Origin of the sequence: Ensifer sp. ENS06, assembly GCF_014852205.1 — a bacterium.
In the GTDB taxonomy this organism is placed as follows: Bacteria; Pseudomonadota; Alphaproteobacteria; order Rhizobiales; family Rhizobiaceae; genus Ensifer; species Ensifer adhaerens.
The window spans coordinates 1-351 of record NZ_JACVBC010000056.1; the positions used below are offsets into that span (position 1 = coordinate 1).

The window sequence follows — 351 nt, forward strand, 5'->3', positions numbered from 1 at the left end:
AGCGTCGCCAGGTGACGCTCGATCGAGGTTGCCAGAGCGTCGATGTAGACGGGATCGTCGTGGTAGGGCGGAACGGTGCGCAGTGCCGGCTGCCAGCGCATCTTCAGAAGCGCCTCGAAGGCCTTGTCATTAACGGTGGCGGTGGTGGCGGCGGCATATTGCGGATAGAGCGGGAAGACGAGAATGCGTTCACAGCCGGCCTTCTGCAGTGCGTCCATGCGCGAGGCGATCGACGGCTGGCCGTAGCGCATGCCCCAGTCGACGATGACGTTAGGCTGGTCGGCGAAGGACTTCGCCATCAGTTCGGACTGGTTGCGGGTGTAGGTCCGGAGGTAGCTTTCGTTCAAGTCC

At 63.0% G+C, this 351-nt stretch carries 1 protein-coding gene; it reads right to left on the bottom strand.

What is annotated here, in order from left to right:
* Positions 1–351 (bottom strand): ferrochelatase (locus IB279_RS36815; RefSeq protein WP_192341273.1); only part of this gene is annotated, 351 nt, incomplete at both ends.